Source organism: Acinetobacter sp. 243_ASPC (assembly GCF_001054715.1).
Taxonomy (GTDB): domain Bacteria; phylum Pseudomonadota; class Gammaproteobacteria; order Pseudomonadales; family Moraxellaceae; genus Acinetobacter; species Acinetobacter soli.
This window is the reverse complement of the sequence record NZ_JVOR01000074.1, coordinates 90,118-110,370: the sequence shown is the minus strand read 5'-3', so window position 1 is coordinate 110,370 and position 20,253 is coordinate 90,118. Positions and strand designations below refer to the sequence as shown.

The following is a 20,253-nucleotide window of genomic DNA, read 5'->3' as shown; positions in this document are numbered from 1 at the left end:
AGGTGGAGAATGCGCGTTTCATTTCAAATGATCGCTGCAGTAGATGCGGCGGTTTGCTGGCGAGATCAACCGTTTCAGGGATTTTGTCTCGACAGCCGTTTTATTAAAAAAGATCAGCTTTTTATTGCACTGACCAGTTATTCACAGCCAGAAAAAACCCGTGCTTTTGCCGAAGCGGCACTGGCACATGGTGCTTTAGGTGTGATTTGCGAACAGCCTTTGGGGCTGGAAAAAGAATGGGTGTGTCCAGATGTCCGCCACCGCATGGGTATCTGGCAACGTGCTTATTTGCAGCATACTGCACCTGTTGAGCCTGCACGGATTGTCGCCGTCACGGGGACCAATGGTAAAACCACCATTTCACGCCTGATTGCAGAGCTATTGACTCTACAACATCAGACCTGTGCCGTGATGGGCACCACTGGTAACGGAATTTTACCGCATTTAAATCCATCGACGCACACCACACTCGACGCACTACAGCTTCAGTCTGCCTTACATGACTATGCACAGCAAGGCGCCAAATTTGCTGCGCTAGAAGCCAGCTCGCATGGACTAGAGCAAGGCCGACTGCAAGGCTGTGCCATTGAAATCGCGGTATTTAGTAATTTAAGTCGTGATCATCTGGATTATCACGGCACGCTGGAAGCGTATGCAGAAGCCAAGTCGCGTTTGTTTGCCTTTGAATCATTAAAAGTTGCAATTATTCATCTAGACGATGCCTTTGCACCGCTCATGCTGCAAGTGGCTCGCGCGAATCCCGCTCAGCCTAAAGTGCTTACCTATTCGCTTAAACAGGCCGCAGACTATAGCGTTAAAGATTTAAGCTTTAGCTTGGAAGGTGCGCGCTTTACTTTGGTTACGCCGCAGGGCGAGTATCCGGTACACAGCCCATTGCTTGGGCATTTTAATGTCGAAAACTTGGTTGCTAGCTTAATTGCAGCAGAGCAAGCCGGTTTTGATCTGGCAGTGCTTTGTGCAAGCACCCTACAGCTCAAAGGCGCGCCAGGGCGTATGCAAGTGATCCGCGATCAAGAGCGCGTTTTTGTAGTGGATTATGCCCATACACCAGATGCGCTTGAACAAGTGCTGAAAACTTTGCAGCGTCATGTCGGACAGCGTTTATGGGCGGTGTTTGGTTGTGGTGGCGATCGAGATCGGGGTAAGCGCCCGCTGATGACCCAAGCAGCCTTAAATGGCGCAAATCCAGTCATTTTGACATCGGATAATCCACGGACAGAAAATCCAGAGCAGATTTTTACAGATATGAAAGCCGGCATCGATTTTTCTGGTCATGAGGTGTATGAACTACATGATCGACGTGATGCAATCCGTTATGTGGTCGATCATGCACAAGCGGGCGATATTGTGGTGATCGCTGGAAAAGGCCACGAAAATTATCAGGATATTCAGGGTGTACGCCATTGGTTTGATGATGTCGTCGAGGTACAAAATGCCCTAGACGCTCAGCATCAATCGATTTCTTCGGCCTCTTCTGCGCAGTAGGTTTTTTTATGCATACGTCGACAACCAGTACGGTGCCACTTGAGCCGTGGACCGCAGCACAATTACAGCACGCGACCCAAGGCCATTGGCACAACGGGCGTGCGCCAAGTACGCAAATTAAAAGAATTTTAACAGATTCACGCCACGCCGAAGCGGGCGATGTGTTTCTTGCCCTCAAAGGTGAGCGCTTTGATGCCCATGACTTTGTGGCACAGGTGGCTGCCAACGGCTGTCAGATCGCGATTGTAGAGCATCCACTAGATTTAGACATTTGCCAATTGGTGGTTTTGGACACCCGCTTGGCGCTTGGACACTTAGGTGCTTATCGTCGTCAGCAATATCCAGACTTACAGGTCATGGCGCTAACTGGAAGTAGTGGTAAAACCACCACGAAAGAAATGTTGGGCAGCATCTTGTCGCGACTGGCGCCGACGCTGGTCACGCGCGGTAACTTAAATAACGATTTGGGTGTACCGATGATGCTGCTTGAGCTAAAACCCGAGCACCGTTATGCGGTCATGGAGCTGGGTGCCAATCATCAGGGCGAAATTGACTATACGTCGAAACTGGTACAACCTCATGTGGCGGGTATTTTAAATATCGGTACGGCACATTTGGGTGAGTTTGGTGGGCGTGATGGTATCTGCCGGGCAAAATCCGAGATCTATCATCATATCGATGCTGCAGGCACTTCAATTGTGCCGGCCAATGACGACTTTACCCAGCAGATTCGCCAAGCCGTCCGTACCCAAAAATATTTAAGTTTTGGTGACGGGGGCGAGGTATATGCCACGGATGTGGTGCTGCATGCACAATCGAGTGAATTTCATCTGCATACTCCACGTGGTCAAGCGCATGTGATTTTGCCCTTTGCCGGTGAACACAATGTCGATAATGCATTGGCCGCAACTGCCTTTGCGTTGGCAATGGGTATTGAGCTGAATGATATCGTGACAGGGCTTGAGCATGCGCAAGGCGCTAAAGGACGACTCAACTTTATTCGTCACCAGCAGCATCTGTTTATCGATGATACCTACAATGCTAATCCGGGATCCATGCGGGCTGCCGCAGGCGTACTGGCGCAGCAGACCGGTGTAAAAGTGATGGTGACGGGTGATATTGGTGAGCTCGGTGACGCCAGCACGCAGGAACATTTCGATTTAGGGCATGATCTTGTGCTCGAAGCGATTGATTATGTCGTGGCGGTAGGTGAGTATGCGGCTGCCATGCAACAGGGTGCCCAGCGTAGTAAGCATCCAGAAAAATTAACTGCGTTTGCAACACAGGCAGACGCGCTGCCATTTTTAATTGAATTAACACACCAACATCAACCCCAGTCCATGAGTTTCTTGTTTAAAGGTTCTCGTTATACCCATATGGAAACGTTGATGGCTGATTTGATGGAGAAACTTTAAATGCTGTTATGGTTGTTTGAACATCTATCGGGCTATAACAGCTCGTTCCAAGTGATTCGTTATTTAACATTACGTTCGTTGCTCAGTGTCCTTACGGCACTGGCAATTGGCTTGATGCTTGGTCCGATGATGATTCGTAAACTACAAGCATTGAAATACGGTCAGGCCGTTAGTTCTTTTGCACCTGAAAATCATGCCAAAAAAATGGGAACACCCACGATGGGTGGTGTGCTCATTTTGCTCTCGATTGGAATCAGCACCTTACTCTGGGCAGATTTATCCAATCCATACGTTTGGATTGTGCTGGGCGTGATGGTGGTTTTTGGCGCTGTGGGCTGGGCCGATGACTGGATCAAAATTCGTTATAAAGACAATGCCGGACTGCCTGCACGTAAAAAGTTTTTCTGGACGTCGCTGGCCTCTATTGGTGCGGGAATCAGTTTGTATGTAATTGCACAACATCAAGACAATCCGATTCACACTGCCAACATGCTGGATTTATTGATCCCATTCTTTAAAAATCTCACCATTCCGTTATCGGCCATTCCTTTGGGTCTGGCATTCATCGTATTTACTTATCTGGTGATCAATGGTGCTTCCAATGCGGTCAATCTGACCGACGGTTTGGATGGTTTGGCCATTATGCCGATTGTAATGGTGGCAGCAGGTTTAGGGGTATTTGCGTATTTGGCTGGTGACATCCGTTTTGCCAATTACCTGCACATTCCATATGTGAAATATACCTCTGAGCTGGTAGTGATTTGCTCGGCGATGGTGGGTGCAGGCCTTGCATTTTTATGGTACAACGCACACCCTGCGCAAATCTTTATGGGTGATGTCGGCGCGCTTGCACTGGGTGCGATGCTGGGCACGATTGCAGTTATGGTGCGTCAGGAAATCGTATTTGCCATTATGGGCGGTGTCTTTGTGATGGAAGCCGTTTCGGTATTTTTACAGATCGGATCGCTGCGAATGCGCAATAAGCGGGTGTTCTTGATGGCGCCGCTGCATCACCATTATGAAAAACAAGGTTGGAAAGAGACGCAGGTCGTGACGCGTTTCTGGATTATTACAATTATGCTGGTGGTTTTGGGGCTAATGACTTTAAAATTGCGTTAAGCTACCCATCAGACAAAAAGAGCCGGCACCGCCGGCTTTTTTTATGAGGAAACCGAATATGAATGTGTTGATGTGCCCGGTGTGCGGCGACAAACTGGCGCTTAATCAGATGACTTGGCGCTGTACGCAAGGACATAGCTACGATGTGGCCAAACAAGGCTATGTAAATTTGCATGTGGTGCAGCACAAGCACAGTAAAAGTCCGGGCGATACCCCTGAGTCGGTTCAGGCCCGACGTGCTTTTTTAAGCGAGGGATTTTATCAGCCTTTACGCGATGCCTTAGAAGCTGAACTCGCCAGCTTAAATCCAAAGTACTTGCTCGATATTGGCTGCGGCGAAGGATATTACACCGATGCCATGCAACAGCATGTAAAGCACTGTATTGGGCTGGATATCGCCAAGACGGCGGTTCAACGTGCAGCAAAACTGAATCGACAGGTGACGTGGGTGGTTGGAACTGGCGCAGTGCTACCGGTACTGGATCAGTCCATAGATGTCTGCACCAGTCTATTTAGTCCGATTCCCCAAAAGGAAATTTTACGTGTCCTTCAACCGGAAGGTTACTTGATAGTGGCTACGCCAGCACCCCAGCATTTACTTGGTATGCGCGCGGCCTTGTTTGATGAAGTGAATCCGCATACTCCTGAAAAGTTTGTCGAGCAGCTTCAGCACGATTTCGAACTGGTTAAATCTGTGAGTGTGGAAAGTACGTTTGATTTAAATCAAATCCAACTCAAGCATTTAATCGCCATGACGCCATATGCGTATAAAGCTAAAGCTGAAAAACGAGAAGCACTTGAAGCGCAAGAGGGCATGCACCTCACCGCAAGTTTCCAGCTTTATCTATTTAAAGTCCGAAAAAAACAGCCATCAATTTGATGGCTGTTTTTTTTCGATTAAGTGACCTGATTAATCAGGCCTTCTAGCGCATCGCCGCGTTTGGGCGCATCGCTTTTCTTGGGTGTCGATGGCGCGGTATTCGATGGTGGAACCTGAATCTCTTCACCCGGTAAATCGGCAAAATCACTGTCAGGTGTTGCAACAGGTGCCACAGGCGCAGGCACATATAGCGGACGTGCCAGCGGTGGTGAGGCTTTATCGTCATTGCGATTATTAATTTCAATGGTTGGTTTTTCGCGTGAAATTGGCGCTTTGGCATTTTTGTCCAGACGTACCCACGCAGATGGTGTATTTTTTAGCGACTGATCCATGAAGTTGGTCCAGATCGGTAGTGCTGCAATACCGCCATATTCACGTCGGCCCAGCGTTGTAGGCTGGTCGAAACCGACCCATGCCACTGCAACGAGTTTGCCATTAAATCCTGCAAACCAAGCGTCTTTGGCATCGTTGGTGGTACCGGTTTTACCGCCTAAATCGTCACGACCAATTTTAAGCGCCGCGCGCCCTGTACCATGCAAAATAACATCCCGAAGAATATTGGCCATGTCATAAGCTGAACTGGATTTTAAAATCCGCTGTGCTTGACGATAGTTGGCAGTGTCTTCAGTTGCTGTTAAAGCAGGAGCGGGTGGTTGCTGCAAGGTCTGGTTATTGACCTCAATCACTTCATCATCTGGGGTTTGAGGTGCTGTATCTGTAGCAGCAGGCTGTTCATTGATACAAGGAATACAGGCATACTCAGGTTTTGCTTCAAAAATAACTTTGCCGTAAGCATCTTCAATACGACGGATAAAGTGCGGTTGAATACGATAACCGCCGTTGGCAAAAGTGGCATAGCCAGTCGCCATTTGGATCGGTAAAACTTGCGGGGTACCCAAGGCAATAGTGAAGTTGCGTGGAATCTGATTGTCTTGCAAACCAAAATCCATCAGCAACTGGCGGGCCCGTTCAACGCCCACTGTTTGCAATAAGCGCACCGAAACGGTGTTGCGTGATAAATACAGCGCGCGACGTAGTGGAATCATGCCTAGATAGCGGCCATCGGAGTTTTTCGGCGACCAGCGTCCGATGGTAATCGGGCTATCGTTGACCATGGAGTACGGTGTCATACCACGCTCAATGGCCAAGGCATAAATAAACGGCTTGATGGTCGAACCCGGTTGACGCCAGCCTTGTAATGCGCGGTTAAATTTTGATTGGTAAAAGTTATATCCACCCACCACGGCTTCAATCGAACCGTCATTTGGATTCAATGCAATTAATTGACCTTGAACCCGTGGAATTTGCACTAACGACCAAGCAGATTTATCGTCGTTCGGGCGCAAGCGCACAATATCTTTGACTTTCACAATTTGCGAGGCACGTGACGGCAATTCGCCTACGCTATTGGCATTGCGATAGCGGCGTGCCCACGACATTCCCGACCAAGGCACCGTGACAGTCTGTCCATCCTGCATGCGTGCTTCAAATGTATTGCTTCCGACTTTAATGACTTCTGCAGGAAAGGTATTGGCATAAGGAATGAATTGATTCAGCGGTTTGTCATGTGCCTCTGCACCCCGCCAGCCGTGTCTGCGATCATAGGCTTCAAGTCCATCTTGTACCGATTGCTCGGCGTAGGCTTGGCGCTGGCTATTAATGGTGGTGTAAACCTTATAACCAGAATCGACCGCCTGTTCACCAAACTTTTCGACCAGTTCTGCACGTACCATTTCACCAATATACGGGAAGCGGTTACTTACACCACGGTCTGGCATATCGAGATTGATAGGCTCAGCCACCGCTTGTTGATACTCGGTCTGATTGATATAGCCAAGTTGCAACATGCGTCCTAAAATCCAGTTTCGGCGCTCAAGTGCGCGCTCTGGATTAACCACGGGATTGTACTTAGAGGGTGCTTTAGGCAAGCCCGAAATCATGGCCATCTCAGCAATACTGAGCTGATCAAGGGTTTTGTTATAATAGATCTTGGCGGCAGCCGCGATACCATAAGCATTTTTTCCCAAGAAAATTTTATTGACATATAGCGTCAAGATTTCTTGTTTACTCAGGTTTTGCTCAATTTTTCGCGCCAAGAAAATTTCAGTCAGTTTACGTTTTAAAGTACGCTCTGGCGATAAATAATAGTTTTTCGCCACCTGCATGGTAATGGTTGAGCCACCCGTTTGTACATTTGAACCGGTTACGGTTTCACTTAATGCACGCCCCAAACCCTTAAAACTAATCCCGCTGTGCTCAAAAAAAGATGAGTCTTCAGCTGCCAAAAAAGCATGAATAAAATGTGGTGGAATTTGATTATATTCAACCGGAACTGAAAGTTTACCGCCATATTCTGCGATTAATTGATTGTCTGCGGTATAAACCTGTAATGGTTTAAGCAACGGCGCCTTTTTCAAGGAGCTCATTTCAGGCAAAGACGGGGCAATATAGAGATACATGCCATAAAAACCCATCGGAACTGAGACAAGTACCATGATAATGAACAAAAAAAATGGGTGAACGCGGCCTGAACTGGATAGCTTTTTCATAACAAGTGGGTTTTAATAAGAGCTTAACGCAAACTAATTGTGGGTCAGTATATCCTTTAGAATAGCGGATTGTTAGATGAGATATTGTATCCGCATAAAATTAATGACCTAGATAAAATTAGTCAGCGCTTCTTTGGGGACAGAAAAATAATAGGACAACATTTACGTGCTCAGATTATACCGTAAAACCAATAAGGGGTTGGTTGGGGTTGATATCAGTTCGACTTCGGTCAAAGTACTCGAGCTCTCTGCCAAAAATGATCGTTACTGTGTAGAAAGTTATGGCTTGATTCCGCTGCAAGAAAGCAGTGTGGTTGAGAAAAATATTCTTAATCCTGAAGCGGTGGCCGACGCATTGACGCGCGCCATCAATCTGGCCAATCCACAAGCGACCCAAGCGGCCATTGCAGTGCCCACCTCAATGGTCGTACACAAACTGATCGAAATGGATGCCGACATGACCGATGATGAGCGAGAAGTTCAGATTCGAATGGATGCCGAGCGTTTTATTCCATTTCCTTTAGATGAAGTCAGTCTTGATTTTGAAGTCACGCCAGAACGCCCAGCCAATCCTAATCGGGTCAATGTCCTGATTGCAGCGACACGTACCGAAAATGTCGATACGCGTGTTGAAGTGCTGGAGCTGGCAGGTTTAACGCCTAAGGTGGCAGATGTTGAAAGCTATGCCATGGAGCGCGCATTTCAGGTTTTTGCCGATACCTTGCCGATGGGCGTAAGTACGGTGGGAATTTTAGATATTGGCCATACCATGACCACGCTGTCGGTGATGCAAAAGGGCAAGATTATCTATACCCGCGAGCAGGTTTTTGGCGGTAAACAACTCACTCAAGATGTTCAAAAACGCTATGGAATGTCTTATGAAGAAGCAGGACGTGCCAAAAAAGACGGTTCGTTGCCCGAGGATTTTACCGCAGAAGTGTTTGAGCCCTATCTAGAAGCGCTGGTTCAGCAGGCGGCGCGTTCATTACAGTTTTTCTTTTCATCTTCGCAGTACAACGAAATTGACCATATTTTGCTCGCAGGCGGAAATGCCAATATTCCGGGGCTGGCCCGATTGTTGCAGCAAAAACTGGGCTATCGGGTGACGGTGGCCAATCCGTTTTTACAAATGGATTTTTCACCACAGGTGGATGTTCGCAAGATCGAAAATGATGCTGCATCGCTCATGGTGGCATGCGGGCTGGCCCTGAGGAGTTTCGATGATGACACGCATTAACCTCCTTCCATGGCGCGATGAACTGCGACAAAAGCGTAAAAAAGAATTTATTTTACTCAGTGGTCTAGTGGCAATACTCGGATGTGCTGCCGTTGCATTGGGCTGGACTTATTTTAATTTCAAGCTTAATGATCAAGAGCAGGCCAATCAGTTACTCATCACTACCAATCAAGCCTTAGACCATCAACTCAAAGCACTCGATGGTTTACAGCAGCAGCGAGATGCGATTGTAGAACGGATGAAACTGATTCAGGGCTTGCAATCGCAGCGTCCTGTGGCAGTTCGCCTCATTGATGAAATTGTTCGGGTTACACCAAACAATATGTATCTGACCAAATTTACCCGGACTGGCGATAAATTCACGCTAGAAGGCCGAGCCGAAAGCCCGAATACCGTAGCCGAATTATTACGCAACCTTGAGGCATCGCCTTGGTATCGTAATGCTTTTATGAATTCATTTCTGGCGGTCGACGATACCAAAGAGAAGGCGCCAACGTCTGTTGTGCCAAGACCTGAAGAAGCATACGGTAGTTTTGTGGTCAGTGTCGATTTGGGTGAAATTGGTGTGGCCTATGCGCCACCAACCACTACTGCAACAGCAGCCAATGCGGGGGCCAAGCCATGAAACGAGATCCAGTCGATCACACGGCACCTGAGCAAGCACCTGTGCAGAAAAAACGCATGACGGTGGATAAGTTTTTTCAGCAGTTTAATACGCTCGACATGAGCAATTACGGGAGCTGGCCCAAATCGGTCAAAATCACCTGCTGGATATTTATTTTTTTCTTAGTGGTGGCGCTTGGTTATTTTGTCATGATTCGTCCGCAGTTAGACACCATACAGACCGCGCGTGCGCAAGAACAAAACCTTCTGAATGAGTTTAAAGAAAAAGAATCCAAACTACGCAATCTACAGCAGTATCAGCGTCAATTGGTCGAAATGCAGGCCAGCTTTAATCAGCAGCTGACGCAACTTCCAAAGGAAAGTGAGATTCCGGGCTTGGTAGAAGACATCAACATGACGGGTGTGAACTCGGGTTTAAAATTTAAAAATATTCGGCTTGAAAATGAGGTCAAACAAGAAATTTTTGTAGAGCAGCCAATTTCGATTGAAGCCACGGGTGACTACCATGCTTTTGGTGCCTTTGTCAGTGGTATTTCGGCCTTGCCGCGTATCGTGACCATACATGATTTTGTCATTGAAGCAAAACCTGCCAAAGAAACCTCGGATATTCCGCAGGTCGATTACAGCGTCAAGGCGAAAACATATCGTTATATCGGTGTAGACGAGCAAAACGCTGCCTCGTCGGTTCAGCCATCTGCCGCACCCGCAGCAGCACAAGGGGGGACACCTTAATGATACGTCAACTTCTGTGCTTGAGTGTGGTGGTGCTGGGGCTTGCGGGTTGTGATTCACGCATTGACAGTGTGCAGCAGCAAATGGCCGCTATTCGAAGTCAGCCACCGTTACCGATTGAGCCTGCGCCTGTATTTATGCCTGTTCCGCCCTACCTTTATTCTGCCAATCAGTTACGCAATCCATTCTTGCCGAACTCGATTGCCGCAGAACTCAAGGTGATGTCTGGAAAACGCGTTTACCCAAATCTATCCAGACCCAAACAGCCACTTGAAAGTTATGCGCTTGAATCATTAAACATGAAAGGCAGTATGCGCCGCATCAATGGCCAAATTCTGGCATTAATTCAAACGCCTGATGGTGAAATTGAGCGTGTACAAATTGGCAATTATATGGGGCTGAATGAAGGGCGGATTGTAGCCATCTCACCCACACAAATTGATTTAATGGAAATTGTGCCAGATGGACGTGATGGATTTATTGAACGGCCACGATCTTTGGTTTTAATTGGACCGAAGCCCTAGTGCACAGGGGAATAATAATGAGAAAAAGCTTGAACGTTTTTATGCTTGGGGGAGTCTCGATGAAACAGGTAATTCGTCAATTTACGATGGCAAGTGTGACCTATGCCGTGATGCAAGTTGCAAGTGCGCAGGTCGCCATTACCAATGTCGTCCCGATGACGATTCCGGGACAAGGGACCGAAGTGCGGATTATGTTTAATGGACTGCCGCCACAACCTCAGTCGTATCAACTTGAGCAGCCTTCTCGTCTGATTCTGGATTTCGATCAAGCCACGCAAAAACTGGCCAAACGCAGTATTGCGCTCACCAGCAATGAAGCCTCGGGAATTGAAGTCAGTGCAGATGAAAAACGCGCCCGTGTCACGGTGAATCTTAAAAATTCAGGTGCGTTTACCACACGTGTAGAAGGCAATGTCTTCATTCTTAAAATTAATAATCTGGTCTCTGCCGCGACTCCACTTGCCGCTCCAGCCCCAAAAAACCAGCTTTCTATTGGAAATATTGGATTTCAAAAAGGAGCACAAGGTGAAGGACAGGTGGTGATTGATCTGCAAGGCAGTACCACGCCTGTCGATGTGCAGCAAGAAGGCAGCAAGGTAGTGGTGCGTTTTCCCGGCATAAAAATTCCGACGCATCTGGCGCGCCGCCTGAATACCACCGAGTTTGCAACGCCTGTGGCATCGATTGATGCATTCAATAATGGCAGCAACGGTGTGGTCTCGATTCAGTCGACGGGCAGTTATGAATACATGGCGTATCAGGCCGAAAATAAACTTACCATCAGTCTAAAGCGTCCACAAGATAATGTCAGACTAAACTCAAAAAACAACCAAAACTATACGGGTAAGAAGATCTCACTGGATTTTCAAGACATTGAAGTACGCCGCGTATTACAGTTACTTGCCGATTTTACCAATATCAATATGGTGACCGCAGATTCTGTACAAGGCAATATTACCTTGCGCCTTAAAGACGTGCCGTGGGATCAGGCGCTGGATATTATTTTAAAAACCAAAAATCTGGACAAGCGCCGTAATGGGAATGTGATCTGGATAGCGCCTGTCACCGAGATGATCAAGTCTGAAGAAGATGAAGCCAAAGCGATTGCACAAAGTACCAAGCTCTCGCCGTTACAAACCGAGTTTATTCAGCTTAAATATGCCAAAGCGGTAGATATTGAAAAATTGATTACTCAAGGTCGAAACAGCGGTACTACCAGTACTGCTACGACTGGTGGTGCGACGGTGGAGCCTTTGGGCGATAGCGTTGGCACTTTGTTAAGCCCGCGTGGCACGATTTCTTTTGATCCGCGTACCAACACTCTTATTTTAAATGACACTGCGCAAAAGATTGACCAGATCCGACGCATGATTGATTTGCTGGATATTCCGGTGAAACAAGTCATGATTGAAGCACGGATTGTGCGTGCATCGACCTCGTTTAGTAAAGAAATGGGAGTGAAATGGGGCGTCTTGTCGACAGGCAATGATTTACAGGTCACAGGTAAAAATTCAACCTTATGGAACTTGCGTAATGGCGACACCATTAACAATAACTTAAGTGTTGACTTAGGGGTATCGACAGCAGGCGCCAGCAGTATTTCATTTGGTTTAATCAGCTTGTCTGATTTTATGCTGGACTTGGAGCTGTCTGCCTTGCAGGCTGACGGATACGGCGAAGTGATTTCAACACCGAAAGTGATGTCCGCCGACAAGCAAAAAGCTAAAGTAGCAACCGGTGTGGAAGTGCCGTATCAGTCCACCACCAATTCGGCAGCAGGATCAACTGCCACAACCTCATTTAAAGAAGCATTGCTCAGTCTGGAAGTCACACCCAACATTACCCCAGACGGTAAAATTTTGATGGAACTGAATATTGCCAATGACTCGATCAATAGTTATGCCCAAAACGGTGAGGCCATTTTAAATAAAAATGCGATCAATACCAATGTCTTGGTGAATAATGGTGAGACAGTTGTCTTGGGTGGTGTATTCGAACAAACCACGTCTAATGCGGTGACTAAAGTGCCATTTTTAGGTGATCTGCCTTATGTGGGGCGTTTATTTAAAAAGACCGCAAAAAGTGAAGCGAAAAATGAACTGCTAATTTTTGTGACACCTCGAATAGTTAATGACACTATTGTTGGAAATCATTAATATAGTTTTAATTCAAGTAATTCAATAGGTGACTCCTTGCCAAGCAAAGAGTTTGACAGCCTACCCAATATTTATTTGGTAGGTCCCATGGGAGCAGGAAAGACCACCGTTGGGCGGCATTTGGCAGAATTGTTGGGGCGTGAATTTCTCGACAGCGATCATGAAATTGAACGCAGAACAGGTGCTACAATTCCATGGATTTTTGAAAAAGAAGGTGAATTGGGCTTTCGTGGCCGAGAAACCAATGTGCTCGATGATCTTACCTCTCGTCACCATTTGGTATTGGCTACAGGTGGTGGCGCTGTCACCCAAGCAGCAAACCGAAACTATCTAAAAACACGCGGCGTCGTGATTTATCTGTTTACGCCTGTCGAGTTACAATTACAACGCACCTATCGTGATAAAAATCGTCCTTTATTGCAGGTCGAGAATCCGGAGCAACGCCTTCGAGATTTACTCAGTACCCGAGATCCGTTGTACCGTGAAGTGGCCCATCATATTATTGAAACAAATCAAGGCGCAGCACGTGATCTTGCCCAGCAAATTTTACGCGTGATCTTAACGCCCCAATTGCACTAGTTTTCTCACCGGTTTAAATGTTTATGCAAACACTTCACGTAGAGTTAGGCGATCGCCGTTATCCAATCTTTATTGGTAGTCAATTACAGCCACATAACCTGCTTGCGCCGTATATCAAAGGTCGTCAGGTGATGATCGTGACCAATACCACGCTGGAACAGCTCTATCTGCAACACTATGTAGATGCGTTGACTGCTCTAGACAAGCAAGTGGCTGTATGTGTGCTGCCAGATGGCGAGAAATACAAAAATATCGAGCACTTGAATCTTATTTTTGATGCGCTGCTCCAAGCCGGGTTTAATCGGGATTGTACCGTGCTGGCGCTTGGTGGTGGCGTGATTGGCGATATGGCTGGCTTTGCCGCAGCGAGTTTCCAGCGTGGCGTATGCTTTATTCAGGTGCCAACCACATTGTTGTCTCAAGTCGATTCAAGTGTCGGTGGAAAAACAGGCATTAATCATCCATTAGGCAAAAATATGATCGGGGCCTTTAAGCAGCCTGAAGTGGTCATGGCCGATATGTCACAGTTAAAGTCTTTACCACCGCGTGAGCTGTCTGCGGGCCTAGCCGAAGTGATTAAATATGCCTTGCTCGGGGATCTTGAATTTTTGGCATGGCTCGAAACACACATGGACGAGTTGGTCGCTGGAAATGAAACTTTGCTTGCAGAAGCGGTGTATCGCTCATGCGCTCATAAGGCGCGAATTGTAGCAAACGACGAAAAAGAGCAAGGTGAACGCGCTTTACTTAATTTGGGTCACACCTTTGGTCATGCCATTGAATCATATTTGGGTTATGGTGAATGGCTGCATGGCGAGGCAGTGGCAACTGGTATGGTTATGGCGGCTGATTTGTCGCAGCGCATGGGCTGGATTTCTGAAGCAGATCTGGCGCGTACAAAAAAGATTATTCAGCGTGCGCGTTTGCCGATATCATGTCCGCAAATTCCGTTGGACGCATTTTTGTCTTATATGTCGCATGACAAGAAAGTGCTCAATGGACAGCTAAGACTGGTATTATTGCAGCGTCTAGGTCAGGCAGTCATTACCAAGACTTTTGATGTCGATCAAATGAAAGCCGCAATTCTTGCAAATCAAACTGTAAATCAATAAGGTGAATGCATGACAGCACATCGCACACTATGGCAAAAAATTCAGCATTACAGCTGGCTGGTGTGTGCGCTTGTCTGTCTGTTTTTTGCATTGGTGTTTTGGGCAATTAACGACACCGACAAGCTGGTCGAAATGGATCGTACTGATATTGCGCAAACCCAAGTGCAAATTCAACCCGAGAAAGTGGCGGCCACCAGTCATCTTGGGATGCTATCTCAAGAAGTGAAACCTCTGGATTTAACCACCCGCGTGGTTACGGCCAGTTTGCATGAGTCCGAGTTTCGGGGCACCAAGTTCGTCAGTGAAAACAAGAAAAGCTGGACGATAGAGCTTTTTCGCGCTTCAGATGAAGACATCATTAAGAACTATTTAAAAACTCGTGCTGACCGAAATCAGTTTTACTACTTCCGTCTAACTGGGCCCGATCAGCAAGAGCAATATATGCTGGTTTACGGCACCTTTGGAAGTGAGTCTGCTGCCAATTCGCAGTTAAAACAGCTTGAATTAAAACTACCGGCATCGGTTCGCCCGCATGCAGTATCTTTTGCCAGTCTGGCGCCTCTGGTGAATGATCTGGGGTCTGATGAGTTAGGGCTGGTGGCACAATTGCATGAAATCAATTTAAAACCAGCCGCATTGCCGCGCGTGGAACCTCAAACTTTTAATCCATTGGCAAACGCGCCGAGCTCATCTACGACCAGCACCACGGTTACGCGCCGTGATGCGCAAGGCAATGTGGTGGATGTTCGCCAGTCACGCTCCAATGCCGAATTACCAGCGTCTTCAACCAAAGCATCAGCCATCGATCAAAAGGCACCAAAACAGACCGAGCGCGAAATCAGCGACCCATTTAATTGACGATAAAAGAACCAAAATAGAGCATTATTTTTGATCAATATCAAAATTTTGCAATATTTTGGTGCATTTTAAAAGTGTGCTTTTAGTTTTACAGAATAATAAAAAATATTATTGCTATACAAATAAATAAGTTAACCGTTTATAAATAAATGTGGCATCTTTTTTGCATGTTTGATGCGCTAATTGATCAATTTGTCCTATTTTGGCGCTAAGCCGTCATAAAATTCAATTAGCATGCGAAATCGTCGTTTCGCCTGCTTTAAAAAAGTGCGAAATAACTCAACACGTTTTTGTCATGAAGTTGCTGCCATATAGAGCTAAAAAAGCGTATATTCAGGAAGTAACGCAAAAATGGGTTGTGGAACATTTAGCTTTACGTGAGTAATGAGACAACGTCGCGAAGAAATAATTGATCGTTATACGCTCGAAAGAGCCATGTTGAAGAAGGGTACGCTATGCATTTGCCATCGCCTCACACTGTAGCTCCCGCTCAAGGTTTATACCAACCGGATGAGTTTAAAGATAACTGTGGTTTTGGTCTGATTGCCCATATGAAAGGGGATTCTAGCCACCATCTTGTACAAACCGCAATTCACAGTTTAAGTTGCATGACGCACCGTGGTGGTATTGCCGCAGATGGTAAAACCGGGGACGGATGCGGTCTACTATTGGCTATGCCAAAGCAATTTTTCCGTGAAGAAGCAAAAAAGCTCAGTGACATTACACTCAGCGAAATTTTTGCAGTCGGTACGGTGTTTTTAAATATTGATCCTGCCTTGGCGCAACATGCAAAAACGATTTTAACCAAAGAAATTGAAGCGGATGGCCTGCGTGTCATCGGGTGGCGCGTTGTTCCAACCAATAACGACGCGTTAGGCGAAATTGCTTTGCAATCGTTGCCGGGCTTTGAACAAGTATTTGTGAACTGTCCAATGGGCGTGACTGAGGTTGAATTCAACCGTAAGCTGTTTTTGGCGCGCCGTCGTGCAGAGCAGCAACTCAGTAACGATCCGTTGTTTTACGTGACCACGTTATGCTCGACCGTAATTAGCTATAAAGGCCTCATGATGCCAGCAGCGATTGCGGACTTTTATACCGATTTAGCAGATGAGCGTCTTGCATCGCATATTGTGGTGTTCCATCAGCGCTTCTCGACCAACACCTTACCGCGTTGGCCGTTGGCACAGCCGTTCCGTTATCTTGCCCACAATGGTGAAATCAACACGATTACTGCCAACCGTAACTGGGCGATGGCACGTACACCAAAATTTGAAAATCCACTCCTTCCTGGTTTGACCAAGCTCACACCGATTGTTAACCGTACCGGATCAGACTCATCTAGTCTCGACAACATGCTTGAGATTCTGATCGGCGGGGGAATGGATCTATTCCGTGCCTTGCGCATGCTGGTGCCGCCTGCATGGCAAAACGTTGAAACCCTAGATGCAGATTTACGTGCATTTTATGAATTTAACTCAAAGCACATGGAAGCATGGGATGGCCCAGCGGGTCTTGTGATTCAAGATGGCCGTCATGCCATTTGTATGCTAGATCGTAATGGTTTGCGTCCAGCGCGTTGGGTGATTACCAAAAATGATTACATCACTTTGGCCTCTGAAATCGGGGTATGGGATTATCAACCAGAAGATGTGATTTCGAAAGGCCGTGTTGGCCCGGGTCAGATTCTGGTGATCGATACCTTTACAGGTAAAGTGCTAGATACACAAGATGTCAGCAACCATCTTAAACGTATGCGCCCGTACCGTCAGTGGTTACGCGAAAACTCGCTGCGTCTACAAGGTAGCCCAGAGCTTGAAGAGCATTTAATTGATAAAGGCTTGGCAGGCGACAACCTGAAAGCTGCACAAAAAATGTTCTTGGTAACTTTTGAAGAACGTGATCAGTTGTTACGTCCTATTGCTGAAAGTGGTCAAGAAGCGGTTGGTTCAATGGGTGATGACACGCCAATGGCGGTATTGTCTCGTCAGGTGCGTCCTGTATCGGATTATTTCCGTCAGCAGTTTGCACAGGTCACCAACCCGCCAATCGATCCATTACGTGAATCGATTGTGATGTCGCTTGAAACCTGTATGGGGCGCGAGCAAAACGTATTTGAGCAAGGGCCAGAGCATGCCGATCGCTTGATTATTTCAAGTCCGGTATTGTCAAACTCCAAAATGCATCAAATTCGTACCCTCGGACGTAAAGGCTACGAAATTGCCGATATCGATCTGAACTATCCAGAAGAAGAAGGCTTACAGGCCGCGATTCAGCGTATTTGCGAGGCATCTGCACAGGCGATTCGCGATGGTAAAACCTTGCTGGTGATTTCGGATAAGAAAATCCGCGAAGGTTACCTACCAGCCAATGCAGTATTGGCCACTGGCGCCATCCATCACTATTTGATCAATACCGGCTTACGTACCGATGCCAACATTATTGTTGAAACCGGTGTGGCGCGTGACCCGCATCAGTTTGCGGTGATCTTGGGCTTTGGTGCGACTGCGATTTATCCATACCTGGCTTATGACGTGATCAATGACTTGGTTGCCAAGGGTGAACTCCTCGGCGATCCGGTACACGCTCAGGCCAATTTCCGTAAAGGTATCGAAAAAGGCCTGTTGAAAGTCCTTTCAAAAATGGGGATTTCAACCGTTGCATCATACCGTGGCGGTCAGTTATTCGAAGCGGTGGGACTATCGAAGGAAGTCGTCAATACCTGCTTTATTGGTGTACCAAGCCGTATCGAAGGCGCAACTTTTGCCGATCTTGAAAATGACCAGAAAAAACTGGCCGCAACTGCATGGAAAAATCGTCAGCCGATTGACCAAGGCGGTATGCTCAAGTTTGTATTTGGCAAGGAATATCACGCCTTTAACCCAGACGTGATCAATGCATTACACAGAGCTGTACGTTCTGGCAATTACCAAGACTTTAAAGAATACGCCGAACTGGTCAACAATCGTCCGGTAGCAACTATTCGTGACTTGTTCAAGCTTAAAATCAGCAATTCAATTGCGCTTGAACAGGTGGAGCCGGTTGAGCAAATCTTACCGCGCTTTGACTCGGCAGGGATGTCGATTGGTGCCTTGTCGCCAGAAGCGCATGAAGCCATTGCGATTGCCATGAACACCATGGGTGGACGCTCAAACTCGGGTGAGGGCGGTGAAGATCCAGCACGTTACGGTACCATTCGTAACTCGAAAATCAAGCAGATCGCATCGGGCCGTTTTGGTGTGACACCGGCTTACCTTACTTCTGCAGAAGTGTTGCAGATTAAAGTGGCACAAGGTGCAAAACCGGGTGAAGGCGGTCAGTTGCCGGGCGGTAAAGTCAACAGCTTGATCGCGCGTTTGCGTTATGCGGTGCCGGGTGTGACCTTGATTTCACCTCCTCCACATCACGACATTTACTCGATTGAAGATTTGTCGCAGTTGATTTTTGACTTGAAACAAGTCAACCCGCAGGCAATGGTATCGGTCAAACTGGTGTCTGAGCCGGGTGTAGGAACAATTGCGGCGGGTGTAGCAAAAGCCTATGCCGACTTCATTACTATTTCAGGCTATGACGGCGGAACTGCGGCATCTCCATTGTCTTCGATCCATCATGCCGGTTCGCCTTGGGAATTGGGTTTGTCTGAAGCGCATCAGGCACTTCGTGTTAATGACCTGCGTGGCAAAGTACGCGTACAGACAGATGGTGGTCTCAAAACCGGTTTAGACGTAATTAAAGCCGCCATTTTGGGTGCGGAAAGTTTCGGTTTTGGCTCGACTCCAATGATTGCATTGGGTTGTAAATACCTACGTATTTGCCACCTTAACAACTGTGCAACCGGTGTTGCAACTCAGCAAGATCACTTGCGTAAAGAGCATTATATTGGTGAGCCAGAAATGCTGATCAATTTCTTCCACTTTATTGCGGAAGAAACACGTGAATGGTTGGCTGCACTAGGTGTCGCATCGCTTAAAGATTTGATTGGCCGTGTCGACTTGCTTGAAATCTTGCCGGGTGAAACCGACAAGCATGCCCATCTAGACTTAACACCTTTAATCCAGTCGCATCCATCGGCTGAAGGCAAGGCACAATATTGTCAAGTTCAGGGCAACCAGCCGTTCGATAAAGGCATTCTTGCTGAAAAAATGGTGAGTGCAATGCTCCCTGCAATTGAAGCTGGTACTGGCGGCGAGTTCAATTTCGAGATTGGTAACTGTGACCGTTCAATTGGCGCACGTTTATCGGGCGAAATTGCACGCCGTTATGGCAACCTCGATATGGAGGCGCATCCGGTCGTACTTAATCTTAACGGTACAGCAGGTCAGTCTCTGGGGGTATGGAATGCCGGTGGTTTGCACATTAAGCTTGAAGGTGATGCCAACGATTACGTAGGGAAAGGAATGGCAGGTGGTCGTATCTCGATCTTCCCACCAAAAGGTTCGCCGTTCCAGACTCAAAATACTGCCATCATTGGAAACACCTGTTTGTACGGTGCGACTGGCGGTAAGTTATTTGCTGCCGGAACTGCGGGTGAGCGTTTTGCAGTACGTAACTCTGGTGCATTTGCTGTTATTGAAGGTGCGGGCGATCACTGCTGTGAATATATGACCGGCGGTATCGTGACTGTATTGGGTAAAGTGGGGCATAACTTCGGTGCTGGTATGACCGGTGGTTTTGCATACGTTCTGGATCTTGAAAATAACTTCGTCGATTACTACAACCATGAGTTGATTGATTTAACTCGTATTTCAACTGAATCGATGGAAGATCATCAAGAAAACTTACTGCGTATTCTGGATGAACACATCAAAGAAACAGGCAGTGCATGGGCGTATAAGATCCGCAACGAGTTTGATTTCTACAGTCGCAAGTTCTGGTTAGTCAAGCCAAAAGCTGCTAACTTACTGACGCTGTTGAAAGCAACCAAAGCCGATCCTCAATAATTCCACTACTCATATTTTGACAGGC

The 20,253-nt window shown here is 47.1% G+C and carries 14 protein-coding genes; 13 read left to right on the top strand and 1 reads right to left on the bottom strand.

From position 1 onward, the window contains the following. Positions 1-9 precede the first annotated feature (9 nt). Genes ADA42_RS07895 through ADA42_RS07880 form a run of 4 tightly spaced genes read left to right on the top strand, consistent with a single transcriptional unit; the run spans position 10 to position 4,920 of the window. On the top strand, positions 10-1,506 hold the full coding sequence (locus ADA42_RS07895; RefSeq protein WP_048764519.1) for a UDP-N-acetylmuramoyl-L-alanyl-D-glutamate--2,6-diaminopimelate ligase: 1,497 nt from the start codon (positions 10-12) through the stop codon (positions 1,504-1,506). 8 nt (positions 1,507-1,514) lie between these two features. Next, positions 1,515-2,921, top strand: coding sequence for a UDP-N-acetylmuramoyl-tripeptide--D-alanyl-D-alanine ligase (locus ADA42_RS07890; RefSeq protein ID WP_048764518.1), 1,407 nt, complete (start codon positions 1,515-1,517; stop codon positions 2,919-2,921). Next, a complete protein-coding gene (mraY, locus tag ADA42_RS07885) occupies positions 2,922-4,040 on the top strand; it encodes a phospho-N-acetylmuramoyl-pentapeptide-transferase (RefSeq protein ID WP_004934213.1) in 1,119 nt (372 codons plus the stop codon). A gap of 58 nt (positions 4,041-4,098) precedes the next feature. Beyond that, on the top strand, positions 4,099-4,920 hold the full coding sequence (locus ADA42_RS07880) for a putative RNA methyltransferase (protein WP_048764516.1): 822 nt from the start codon (positions 4,099-4,101) through the stop codon (positions 4,918-4,920). Positions 4,921-4,937: 17 nt separating this feature from the next. Here the strand turns inward: ADA42_RS07880 and ponA are convergent, their stop codons facing one another. Continuing rightward, a complete protein-coding gene (gene ponA, locus ADA42_RS07875; protein WP_048764514.1) occupies positions 4,938-7,469 on the bottom strand; it encodes a penicillin-binding protein PBP1a in 2,532 nt (843 codons plus the stop codon). Positions 7,470-7,635: 166 nt separating this feature from the next. Here ponA and ADA42_RS07870 point away from each other — a divergent pair, with 166 nt between their 5' ends. From ADA42_RS07870 to gltB, 9 genes are all read left to right on the top strand, one after another. Beyond that, on the top strand, positions 7,636-8,706 hold the full coding sequence (locus tag ADA42_RS07870; protein ID WP_004934220.1) for a pilus assembly protein PilM: 1,071 nt from the start codon (positions 7,636-7,638) through the stop codon (positions 8,704-8,706). Then, positions 8,693-9,331, top strand: a complete 639-nt coding sequence (locus ADA42_RS07865; protein ID WP_048764556.1) for a PilN domain-containing protein — start codon at positions 8,693-8,695, stop codon at positions 9,329-9,331. Before ADA42_RS07870 ends, ADA42_RS07865 begins: the two co-directional genes overlap by 14 nt. Next, on the top strand, positions 9,328-10,062 hold the full coding sequence (locus ADA42_RS07860; RefSeq protein WP_048764512.1) for a type 4a pilus biogenesis protein PilO: 735 nt from the start codon (positions 9,328-9,330) through the stop codon (positions 10,060-10,062). The genes ADA42_RS07865 and ADA42_RS07860 overlap by 4 nt, the downstream gene beginning before the upstream one ends. Continuing rightward, positions 10,062-10,586 (top strand): pilus assembly protein PilP, encoded by a 525-nt coding sequence (locus ADA42_RS07855; RefSeq protein ID WP_004934225.1) that lies wholly within the window; start codon positions 10,062-10,064, stop codon positions 10,584-10,586. Before ADA42_RS07860 ends, ADA42_RS07855 begins: the two co-directional genes overlap by 1 nt. A gap of 59 nt (positions 10,587-10,645) precedes the next feature. Next, positions 10,646-12,742, top strand: coding sequence for a type IV pilus secretin PilQ family protein (gene pilQ, locus ADA42_RS07850; RefSeq protein WP_171249924.1), 2,097 nt, complete (start codon positions 10,646-10,648; stop codon positions 12,740-12,742). Positions 12,743-12,778: 36 nt separating this feature from the next. Beyond that, positions 12,779-13,321 carry a shikimate kinase AroK gene (aroK, locus tag ADA42_RS07845; protein ID WP_004934229.1) on the top strand — a complete coding sequence of 181 codons (543 nt, stop codon included), beginning with the start codon at positions 12,779-12,781 and terminating at the stop codon, positions 13,319-13,321. A gap of 23 nt (positions 13,322-13,344) precedes the next feature. Next, a complete protein-coding gene (gene aroB, locus ADA42_RS07840) occupies positions 13,345-14,433 on the top strand; it encodes a 3-dehydroquinate synthase (RefSeq protein ID WP_048764509.1) in 1,089 nt (362 codons plus the stop codon). Between the two features lie 9 nt (positions 14,434-14,442). Then, a complete protein-coding gene (locus tag ADA42_RS07835) occupies positions 14,443-15,291 on the top strand; it encodes a hypothetical protein (protein WP_004944984.1) in 849 nt (282 codons plus the stop codon). A 455-nt stretch (positions 15,292-15,746) separates the two neighbouring features. Continuing rightward, on the top strand, positions 15,747-20,228 hold the full coding sequence (gltB, locus tag ADA42_RS07830; RefSeq protein ID WP_048764508.1) for a glutamate synthase large subunit: 4,482 nt from the start codon (positions 15,747-15,749) through the stop codon (positions 20,226-20,228). The last annotated feature ends 25 nt before the right edge of the window (positions 20,229-20,253 follow it).

Coding starts and splice junctions, on each gene's coding strand:
- ADA42_RS07895 (WP_048764519.1), top strand. CDS start 10: ATGCGCGTTTCATTTCAAATGATCGCTGCAGTAGATGCGGCGGTTTGC.
- ADA42_RS07890 (WP_048764518.1), top strand. CDS start 1,515: ATGCATACGTCGACAACCAGTACGGTGCCACTTGAGCCGTGGACCGCA.
- mraY (WP_004934213.1), top strand. CDS start 2,922: ATGCTGTTATGGTTGTTTGAACATCTATCGGGCTATAACAGCTCGTTC.
- ADA42_RS07880 (WP_048764516.1), top strand. CDS start 4,099: ATGAATGTGTTGATGTGCCCGGTGTGCGGCGACAAACTGGCGCTTAAT.
- ponA (WP_048764514.1), bottom strand. CDS start 7,469: ATGAAAAAGCTATCCAGTTCAGGCCGCGTTCACCCATTTTTTTTGTTC.
- ADA42_RS07865 (WP_048764556.1), top strand. CDS start 8,693: ATGACACGCATTAACCTCCTTCCATGGCGCGATGAACTGCGACAAAAG.
- ADA42_RS07860 (WP_048764512.1), top strand. CDS start 9,328: ATGAAACGAGATCCAGTCGATCACACGGCACCTGAGCAAGCACCTGTG.
- ADA42_RS07855 (WP_004934225.1), top strand. CDS start 10,062: ATGATACGTCAACTTCTGTGCTTGAGTGTGGTGGTGCTGGGGCTTGCG.
- pilQ (WP_171249924.1), top strand. CDS start 10,646: ATGAAACAGGTAATTCGTCAATTTACGATGGCAAGTGTGACCTATGCC.
- aroB (WP_048764509.1), top strand. CDS start 13,345: ATGCAAACACTTCACGTAGAGTTAGGCGATCGCCGTTATCCAATCTTT.
- ADA42_RS07835 (WP_004944984.1), top strand. CDS start 14,443: ATGACAGCACATCGCACACTATGGCAAAAAATTCAGCATTACAGCTGG.
- gltB (WP_048764508.1), top strand. CDS start 15,747: ATGCATTTGCCATCGCCTCACACTGTAGCTCCCGCTCAAGGTTTATAC.